Here is a 9,520-nt window from a genome sequence, read left to right as displayed (position 1 = left end):
CGGGCAGTGGGGATTAACTAAAGGCTTAGCACTCCATAATGCAGGGGCGGTTGTGGCGTTTTCCTACATCCAAGTTCCTATTGCTGGCTTGCTGGGGGTGCTGCTTTTTTCCGAGACTCCGAGTATAACTACAGCAATAGGGGGTGCCCTGATTATTCTTGGCGCTTTGCTCAACTCAAAAAGGTAGAAACATGAGAATCATTGCAGGTTTATTTGTCGGTCTAACCCTGATTTTTTCACCACCCTCAATAGGAGGCGCTAGCGACGTCGCCCTTGTAGTTCATGGCGGCGCGGGCACCATCACTCGCGACAAGATGACGCCAGAGTTGGAGCAAAACTATCGTGAGACGCTTGCTAAAATAATTGATTATGGCCACGCACGTTTACTGGCTGGTGAATCAAGCGAAACTGTTGTTATCGACGTCATAAAAATGATGGAAGATTCGCCACTTTTTAACGCAGGTCACGGTGCTGTATTGACGCATCAAGAGAAGGCGGAACTTGATGCATCCATCATGCGAGGCTCCGACCTCGCTGCTGGTGCGATAGCGAGCGTGACTTCGGTCAAGAATCCAATCGAGTTAGCCTACGCCGTCATGACAGAATCGAAACACGTGATGCTTGTTGGCCAAGGTGCAGAACTGTTCGCGTCTGAGCAAGGGCTCGAGCTGGTCGAGAACGATTACTTCATCACCCCTCGACGTCTTGAACAGGTGCGTAAGGCCAAGGCCCGAGAACCTTTGGCCCTGATTCCAAAACCCGAGAAGTACGGAACCGTGGGCGCCGTCGCGCTGGATAAGGCAGGCAACATCGTAGCGGGAACCTCTACCGGCGGCATGACAAACAAACGTTATGGTCGAGTAGGCGACGCACCTATTATTGGTGCTGGCACTTACGCCGATAACGCAGTCTGCGGCATTTCCGCGACAGGCCATGGGGAGTATTTTATCCGGGCAGCCGTCGCGCATGATATTTGTGCCAGAAGCACCTACAAAAATATCAATCTGCAAGCCGCGGCAGACGAGGTCATCCAAGCAAAGCTGGTCGCGATGGGCGGAGACGGAGGTATTATCGGCCTTAATCCGACGGGTGAGGTTATTGTTAGCTTCAACACCACAGGTATGTATCGTGCCGGTATCAACAGCCGTGGCGAGCGCTTTGTGAAGATCTATGCTGAGCCTTAGTAGCCATTTGATCCCTCGTATTGTTGTCATTTTTGCGTTGAGCTTTTCCGCTATGACGGCCGAGAGCGCGATACCTTTGAGCGAAATAGTTGCGCAACCTTTGTCGCCTTTCGATCAGCGCCTTAATTACGGACCGAGCAAACACAATTTCGCCCTGCGATGGACAACACAACAAACTCCGCCTAAAGCAAGAGTCATTTACGTTCATGGAGGTTGCTGGCTGAGTGAATTTGATCACACTCACGCCGACAGCTTCGTATCTTACTTGGGTGAGAATGGGTTTGACGCGTGGACTCTTGAATATCGCCGCACTGGCGCAACTGGAGGCGGTTGGCCGACGAGCCTGCTCGATGTTCAAGAAGGTATAAAAGCTATTATGGGCGATGACACAGTGACTCCGACTGTCATCATCGGGCATTCAGCCGGAGGCCATCTAGCCCTGTTGGCAGCCAGATCAGAATGGTATGCGCAGACACCAGTAGCGACAGTCGCACTGGCACCGATAACCGACATGGTCGCCTATGCGATGGGCAAAAACTCTTGCCAGCAGGGCACTGTGCCTTTTATGGGGGCAGCACCCCATGAACAACCCGACGCCTACCGCAACGCGAGTCCAAGTTCTTGGGATTTTTCAGATCGCTTGGTTTGGATTCTACAGGGCATCGATGACATTATAGTGCCGAAAGAGCATGCCAATGTGCTTGGCGCAGAGTCACTTTTGCTGCCAAGTATTGGTCACTTTGATTGGTTGATGATTGATAGTGCAGCGCATCGTAAGCTCATGGACGTCCTAAAAACAGCTCTGACGACTCTTGAGGTTCAGCAGAAATGAATAATCGGGTTACCTGGCAGACCTGGTGAACTGGCCTCAAGGCCTTGCGAACAGCATTTTCTAGAAAAACCCAGTTCCGATACTTGGCGCAGCATGTGCGCCTAGGGTGAATCAGGATGAAGGAGCTTAAGTGATAGACAGTAAACAACAAGCCCTGCGACTTGATGAGCACGATGCTCTAAAGCGGTATAGGGAGCGTTTTGACCTTCCAGAAGAGACCATTTACCTGGATGGCAACTCGCTGGGCCCTCTCAGTATTGCTGCGCTTCAGGCTCTGAATACGTGCGCGCGAGATCAATGGGGCAAAGATCTTATCAAAAGCTGGAATGTACACGATTGGATTGGCCTTCCCCAGAGGATTGGTGCCGCTCTTGCGCCCCTCTTAGGCGCCAAGCAAGATCAGCTGATCGTTTGTGACAGCATCTCGGTTAATCTGTTCAAACTGCTCACACGCATCCTGAGCGCCAGTGAGCGAAAGCGTGTTTTACTCCAAACCGACAATTTCCCCACCGATAACTACGTCGCGCAGGGCTTGGCTGAATTTGCCCGAGGCGATATTTCGTTAAGTTACCATCAGACCAGCGACATCGTTGAGCATTTAGACTCAGATGTTGCAGCCGTCGTCCTATCTCACGTGAATTACAAAACAGGCGAACGATATGACATTAAAACGATCTGCCAACAAGCACATCAAACCGGCGCAATCGTCATTTGCGATCTAGCCCATAGTGCAGGGGTTCTCAATGTCGACTTGCACGCTTGGCAAGTCGATTTTGCCGTTGGTTGCGGCTATAAGTATTTAAACGGAGGACCGGGCGCACCGGGATTTATTTATGCCGCGAGGCCCGAAGCATTGATTGGCCGAAGTGCTTTGCAGGGGTGGATGGGACACCAATCGCCCTTTGCTTTTGATCACTCTTATTCACAGGCGAGCGACATGAGATCCTTTTTGGTCGGCACTCCTCCGGTGCTGTCCATGGCGGCCTTACTTGGGGCTCTAACCGACTTCCAAGAACTTACCCTACCCCAACTGGAACAGAAGGCTTTAGCCTTGGGTGACCTATTCCTCAGATCGCTGAGCGACTTGGGACTCGATGAGGAAATCCGTTTGGTGACCCCAACGGAACACGCTCAACGGGGAGCTCAGCTCAGCTTCGAACACGAAAATGCTTATGCACTATGCCAAGCGCTGATTGCCGAGGGCGTAATCGGCGATTTTCGTGCTCCAAATGTACTACGATTTGGCTTTTCTCCCCTCTTCCTATCGTTTGCAGATGTAGTGGACGCCGCGTTAAAGTTACACGAGATCGTGCGATGTAAATCCTATCTCGATGAACGTTTTCTTCGCCGAAATACGGTCACTTAACAGCAAATTATCGGAGAGCAATAATGATATTAAAAGATAAGGTCATCATCATCACTGGAGCGGGCCCCGGCATGGGTCAGGCCGCTTGCCGCGGTGCAGCTGCGGAAGGGGCAAAGGTAGTTGTATCAGCACGTTCAGTAGACGCCATTAACGCGATAGCCGCCGACATCAAAGCGCAAGGCGGCGAAGCAATAGCGGTGCCTTGCGATGTCTCCAGCGACGAACAATGCAAAGCCCTGGTGCAAACAGCGATTGATACGTATGGCCGGGTAGATGGCTTGGTGAATTCGGCCTACTACCATCCCGATTGGAACGATCTTATTTCCCACCCCATCGAGCAGGTGACCCAAGCCTTAGATGTTATTGCTGTCGGCGCACTGCGTATGGCTCGCGAGGTCGTGCCCCACATGAAAAAACAAGGCAAAGGGTCAATCGTTAATATCTCTACCCTTGCCACGCGCAAACCCATGCCAGGTGAAGGTGGCTACGCGATGGGCAAATCTGCACTGAACCAGCTCACCCGCCAACTCGCTGTAGAGCTCGGCGGCACCGGCATTCGTGTAAATACGGCGCTAATGGGCTGGATGGACGGTGTGCCTTTGCAACACTTTTTCAGCTCGCAGCCCGACGGTGGCGATGCGTTTAGAGCCCAGCGCGCCAGTGAAATACCCGTAGGACACATTCCGCTGGATCACGCGTGCGCGCAAGCCATCTACTTTCTGCTCAGCGACTATGCCAGCGAGATTACGGGAGCGGCATTAGATGTAAACGGTGGCGATTGGGTCGCGGTCTAGGCCGCGCAAAAGCAAAGGGGGCAATCCAACACCGCAACGATCACCCTACCCCAGACGCAAAAAAGGTGGCCAGGGCCACCTTTTTCATATCAGCGCTATCTACACTTAGGCGACTTCAAACAAGCCTGCGGCACCCATACCACCGCCAATGCACATGGTTACCACCACATAACGCGAGCCGCGGCGCTTACCTTCTAACAACGCATGACCCACCATACGAGCACCACTCATACCAAATGGATGACCAATTGAAATCGAGCCACCGTTAACATTCAAACGATCGTTATCAATACCCAACTGATCGCGGCAGTAAATCACCTGACAGGCAAACGCCTCGTTCAACTCCCACAAATCGATATCGTTAACCGACAATCCGTGACGCTTTAGCAATTTTGGAATGGCAAACATGGGGCCAATACCCATTTCGTCAGATTTGCACCCCGCCACCGCTAAACCGCGGTAAAAGCCTAGAGGCTCGATACCTTTACTGGCCGCTAAGGCGGAGTCCATAACCACGCAGGCCGACGCGCCATCGGATAATTGCGAAGCATTACCCGCGGTAATGAAGCGCCCTTCTTTGACCCAGTTACCGTCTTTCCAAACTGGCTCCAACGACTGCAATGATTCTAAAGTTGTCGACGGACGGTTGCATTCATCGCGATCGACCACTACGTCTTGATAAGTCGTTTCTTTGGTCTCTTTATTAAACACGGCCATACGCGTCGCCATTGGAACGATCTCGTCCGCGAACAAACCGGCCTGCTGTGCTGCCGCAGTGCGCTGCTGGCTTTGCAAAGAATAAATATCTTGCGACTCGCGCGAGATATTGTAACGAGCAGACACTACCTCGGCGGTTTCGAGCATGGGCATGTACGCTGTTGGATCAACATCAACCACGGTTTGCGACACGGCGCGGTAGCCATTTTTATGCTTGGTTTGAACCAATGAGATCGACTCTACCCCACCGGCGACCGCAATATCGTACTCGTTGCACATAATGCTTTTCGCGGCGGTTGCAATCGACATCAAGCCAGACGAACATTGGCGTTCGATTGACATACCGGCTACGGTGTCAGGCAAACCACCCGCTAAGGCGCACAAACGTCCCAAATTGTAGCTTTGCGTGCCCTGCTGCGCAGCCGCGCCAAAAATGCAATCATCGACTTCCGCTGGGTCAATACCCGCGCGCGCCACGGCGGCTCGCACCACATGCCCACCCATGGCTGGTGCTTCGGTGTCGTTGAATCCACCTCGGAACGATTTTGCTAAACCCGTTCGAGCCGTTGAAACAATTACTGCTTCTCTCACTGTTATACTCCTCAAAAAAACAATGCCGCACTGTGCGGCCTTTGTCATGAAAGCTCAACCCTTAAAAGGACTAATGACTCGTCAATTACACCGAACCCAGCAAATGCGCACTCATATCACCTTGTAGATCAATCCCTAAATAAGCCTTTTCTTTAAACCACCACTGACCATCAATGACGTGAAATTCATCTCGGTACCGGCCCGAGGCGACCATCTGTAAGGGGAAGTCTGCCGTTTGCTGAATCACCGTCCAGCAGGAGTGCACCACCGCCGAGAGTGCATCGTCTGCCAACTCGATAATCGGATTGGTGATAATATGTCGTGTACGCGAGGTACCACAGTCGTAGGTTTTCACCATCGAGCGCCACAGTGCCTCAATTTTGTCAGGGTCGCTAATTTGCACGTCCCCACCCAGAGCAATGTGCCCATGTCGAAACAAGGCCGCAGCCTCTGCAAACTTAGCCTCGTCAATACACATACCATAACGGTACAAAACATTCGGGATTTCGATAGCAGGGTTCGACATACCTGTCTCCTTATTGTAGTAATCAATTCAGACTAGCAGAGTTTTCACTCACAGTGGCGGGTTCGGGCTAGAATCGATCGAAACAACAATGGACCAAATGGATTAAGGGGGCGCTATGAGCACGAATCCTTCGGCAGCATGGGAAGCCTTTTGTCAGCAGCTGGCAGAGGCAGGAAAACTTGTGTTAGACGACAAGGTCCCGAAAGACCCCTTAGTGCAAACTGAAGGCTACCGTTATTTGTCGCGCTTAACCAAGTTGGCTCTAGAACAGTACGTCGAGGCGGTCGACCCAGACTTTCCGTTCTTTTATCAGCTCTCGCATGAAACGGGTAAAATTGGCGCAGACAACCCTGACAACCACTATTTAAATACCTCTATCAAGGGCGACTGCGACTACCGCATCACCGGCAAATTGGGCACGATGCCCTACTTCTCGATTGTCGCCAACGCCATGCGCTATCACATCGATGGCAGCGCTCATGCTACGGGTAGTTTAATGATGAACGAGATCGAATGGGGTCCCAACGGCGAAGTCGAGATCATTGCCTCATGCAAGCCGCACGCGAAGAACTGGCTTCGCCTTGAGCCCGATGCCAGCGTCATCATCATACGCCAGAGCTACATGGATCGATCAACCGAGCGCCCGGGCGAGTTCAAAATTGAGCGCATTAATGGCCCGGAGCGTCCAGAGCCACTCGCGACCAAGACCTTCTGCGAAGGATTGTTCCGAGCGGGACAATTTGTACAGGGCGTCTCGAAGACTTTTTTTGACTGGGCCTGCTTATTTCAACAGCACCCCAACCAATTCCCAGACATTGATCAATCGATGTTCCAAAAAGCCGGTGGCGCTGCGGATATTTACTACGCCCACGCCTACTGGAAGATCGCCGAAGATGAAGCTTGGATTATTGAAGTAACGCCGCCCGAGTGCGATTACTGGAACTTTCAGCTAGACAACTTTTGGATGGAGAGTTTCGACTATCGCTTCCGAGACGTCACATTGAATAAACACAGTGCCAAACTCGATGAAGACGGTGTGTTGCGAATTGTGTGCTGTAAAAACAACCCAGGAGTTGCCAATTGGATGGACACCTCAGGACACCCCGAGGGTACAGCACTGATACGTTGGGTCGGCGCGACAGAGCACCCATTGCCCACCACTCGCATCGTCAAGCTAAACGAACTGTAAGAGGCCTTCTCATGACACTGTCTGCCATTACCCAAATTGACGAACTGACTGTCGAAAATTTAAAAGCGATTGCCAGTGCACGTGCCGGCTTGACCGACTTTGGACCAAACCAATACGAGGAAGCCTTAGACACACTGACACGCTCGATGCGCGAGGAGGCTCAACTATCTGAACAAGGATTGATGATGCAATCCGAGCGGCTGCTTAATTCGCTCAATAACCGGCTGCGCAAACAAGCACTGCTTACCAAATATCCAGAAATCTTAGACGAACAAATTAAGGTCTCGGCCATCATTATCGGTCTGCCGCGAACAGGCAGCACCATGTTTCAGCGACTGTTAGCGTCGCACACGAACTTTACCGCTACCTACTGGTGGGAAACGATGTTCCCCATGCCATTGGACCATGAGCCTGAGGGCGACCCAAGCGAACGTATCGCCATGGGTGAGGCCTTGATGGAACAGATTCTGGGAGCTATGCAAAACTTTGAAGCCATTCATCCGATGGATGCTCGAGCGCATGACGAAGAAGTCATGATGTTGGAACACAGCTTTGTCAGCAACGTGCCAGCCTCTGCGATGTACGTGCCTACCTACGACGAGTGGATGCTCTCCAAAGATCAATCGAACAGCCTGAGTGAGCTTATCGACTACATCAAAATTTTGCAGTGGCAAACACCCGAACGCCGACAACAGGGCTGGATTTTAAAATCGCCACACCACCTAACCTGCACGGCAACGCTGCTTAAATTATTCCCCGATGCTTTAATCGTGATGCCGCACCGACCTATCGACGAGGTCATGCCCAGTTGGTACAGCATGGTGGGCACTCTGACCAGAGCTGACTGCAATATCGATGATGTGGTCGTTCGTCAGGCTCATCACTGGAACGATCGTTTGGCCCGCAACCTAAAAGACACCATCGCAGCACGTCGCAGTGCACCCGAGCGTTTTATCGATATTCACTACCAAGATTTGCTGTCGCGCCCCTTAGAGGCCTGTAAGTCGGTATTCGAGCGCCTGAGGTTGCCCTTTGGAGACGACGATATCGAGCAGTTTAAAGCGCACATGGCGGCCAACAAGCGCGATGACCGCCCGCCGCACAAACACAATCTTGCAGACTACGACATCACGCTTGATCGCATCCGCGAGATCTTTGCCTTTTACAGCGAGGAGTTCGCTCAGGTGTTTGAGCGCTAAGCTCAGCTACGCCGGAAGCAGAAACCGGAGAGGCTCCCAATCCAGATATTGTTCAATTTAGAATCCACATTTTGAAGATATGACACATCCTTGTAAAAAACAGTGAGTAGTCTTTGGTTTTAGATCGGAGTTTTGTCATGCAGTTTTATCGATGGATCATTTGTGCGTGCTGTATGCTAACCGCACCTATTTGCGTGAGAGCCGACATGCAGCCAATTGATACAAGCGCAAGCATTGCGCCAGCCCAACCCATCGTCATTGCTCATCGGGGCGCCAGTGGGTATCGGCCGGAGCACACCGTGAGTAGCTATCAGCTTGCCATCGAGCAAGGCGCTGACTTTATCGAGCCTGATTTAGTGATGACCAAAGATGGGATTTTAATCGCCCGTCATGAAAACGAAATCAGCACGACCACCGATGTAGCAGAGCGGCCCGAATTTGCGGACAGAAAAACCACCAAAACAATCGATGACGAAGTGTTTGAAGGCTGGTTCACTGAAGACTTTACGCTCGAAGAGCTTAAGACACTGAAAGCCCGAGAGCGCCGACCTGAACTGCGCCCAGACAATGTGGCGATGAACGACCAGGACACGATTCTCACCCTTGACGAAGTCATTGCAATTGCGAAAACGGCAAGCGCCGAAACCGGAAGAACGATAGGGATTTACCCTGAGCTCAAGCACCCGCACTATCACGAATCTCTGGGGTTCGACATGGTCGATACCCTGCTCACAAGCCTGGATCAGGCCGGTTGGAATCACCGTGACGCACCCGTCTATGTGCAGTGCTTTTGGCCCCAGCCTCTTATGGAAATCGCTGCTAAAAGCACGGTAAAACGCATTTTTCTAGCGACTCGATGGCAGCCTGACGAGACGGTTATGGCCCGTTATGGACTCGATTATTGGCCAGACTTACAGTCCCAAACTGGCCTGCAAGCCCTTAGCAAATTTGCCGATGGCATCGGACCGTCGGTAGATCTGCTCATCGACCCCACAACTGATGGCAAAATAGGACCCAGCACATTCTTACAGAATGCAAAACAAGAAGGCCTGCAACTCCACCCTTGGGGCATTAATGCCGAGCCGAGGTTAATGCCCACATTCATCCGTTCCCATCCAACGG

Annotated in this window: 10 protein-coding genes; 8 read left to right on the top strand and 2 right to left on the bottom strand. The window is 51.9% G+C overall.

From position 1 onward, the window contains the following. The 5 genes from ACTF5Z_RS09925 to ACTF5Z_RS09905 all read left to right on the top strand — a co-directional run. Positions 1-187 (top strand): EamA family transporter (locus ACTF5Z_RS09925; protein ID WP_438985493.1); only part of this gene is annotated, 187 nt, incomplete at its 5' end. 4 nt (positions 188-191) lie between these two features. Further along, positions 192-1,184 carry an isoaspartyl peptidase/L-asparaginase family protein gene (locus tag ACTF5Z_RS09920; protein ID WP_438985492.1) on the top strand — a complete coding sequence of 331 codons (993 nt, stop codon included), beginning with the start codon at positions 192-194 and terminating at the stop codon, positions 1,182-1,184. After that, positions 1,171-2,016 (top strand): alpha/beta hydrolase family protein, encoded by an 846-nt coding sequence (locus tag ACTF5Z_RS09915; RefSeq protein ID WP_438985491.1) that lies wholly within the window; start codon positions 1,171-1,173, stop codon positions 2,014-2,016. Before ACTF5Z_RS09920 ends, ACTF5Z_RS09915 begins: the two co-directional genes overlap by 14 nt. A gap of 130 nt (positions 2,017-2,146) precedes the next feature. After that, a complete protein-coding gene (gene kynU, locus ACTF5Z_RS09910; RefSeq protein WP_438985490.1) occupies positions 2,147-3,382 on the top strand; it encodes a kynureninase in 1,236 nt (411 codons plus the stop codon). A gap of 23 nt (positions 3,383-3,405) precedes the next feature. Next, the gene (locus ACTF5Z_RS09905; RefSeq protein ID WP_423850126.1) at positions 3,406-4,176 is read left to right on the top strand and encodes an SDR family oxidoreductase; all 771 of its coding nucleotides are present in this window, start codon (positions 3,406-3,408) and stop codon (positions 4,174-4,176) included. Between the two features lie 105 nt (positions 4,177-4,281). On the opposite strand, the gene ACTF5Z_RS09900 is transcribed toward ACTF5Z_RS09905, so the two are convergent. Continuing rightward, entirely contained in the window at positions 4,282-5,484 is a 1,203-nt protein-coding gene (locus tag ACTF5Z_RS09900; RefSeq protein ID WP_423850125.1) for an acetyl-CoA C-acyltransferase, read from the bottom strand. A gap of 85 nt (positions 5,485-5,569) precedes the next feature. Further along, positions 5,570-6,010, bottom strand: coding sequence for a nuclear transport factor 2 family protein (locus ACTF5Z_RS09895; RefSeq protein ID WP_438985489.1), 441 nt, complete (start codon positions 6,008-6,010; stop codon positions 5,570-5,572). 115 nt (positions 6,011-6,125) lie between these two features. Here ACTF5Z_RS09895 and ACTF5Z_RS09890 point away from each other — a divergent pair, with 115 nt between their 5' ends. From ACTF5Z_RS09890 to ACTF5Z_RS09880, 3 genes are all read left to right on the top strand, one after another. After that, entirely contained in the window at positions 6,126-7,199 is a 1,074-nt protein-coding gene (locus ACTF5Z_RS09890) for a hypothetical protein (protein WP_438985488.1), read from the top strand. 11 nt (positions 7,200-7,210) lie between these two features. Continuing rightward, on the top strand, positions 7,211-8,398 hold the full coding sequence (locus ACTF5Z_RS09885; protein ID WP_438985487.1) for a sulfotransferase family protein: 1,188 nt from the start codon (positions 7,211-7,213) through the stop codon (positions 8,396-8,398). A gap of 206 nt (positions 8,399-8,604) precedes the next feature. Then, positions 8,605-9,520: glycerophosphodiester phosphodiesterase family protein (locus ACTF5Z_RS09880; protein ID WP_438985486.1), on the top strand; the 916-nt coding region annotated here is incomplete at its 3' end.

Origin of the sequence: Aequoribacter sp. (assembly GCF_965659035.1) — a bacterium.
GTDB lineage: Bacteria > Pseudomonadota > Gammaproteobacteria > Pseudomonadales > Halieaceae > Aequoribacter.
Note: the sequence above shows the minus strand (reverse complement) of the source record. Positions and strands in the feature narration are given on the sequence as shown.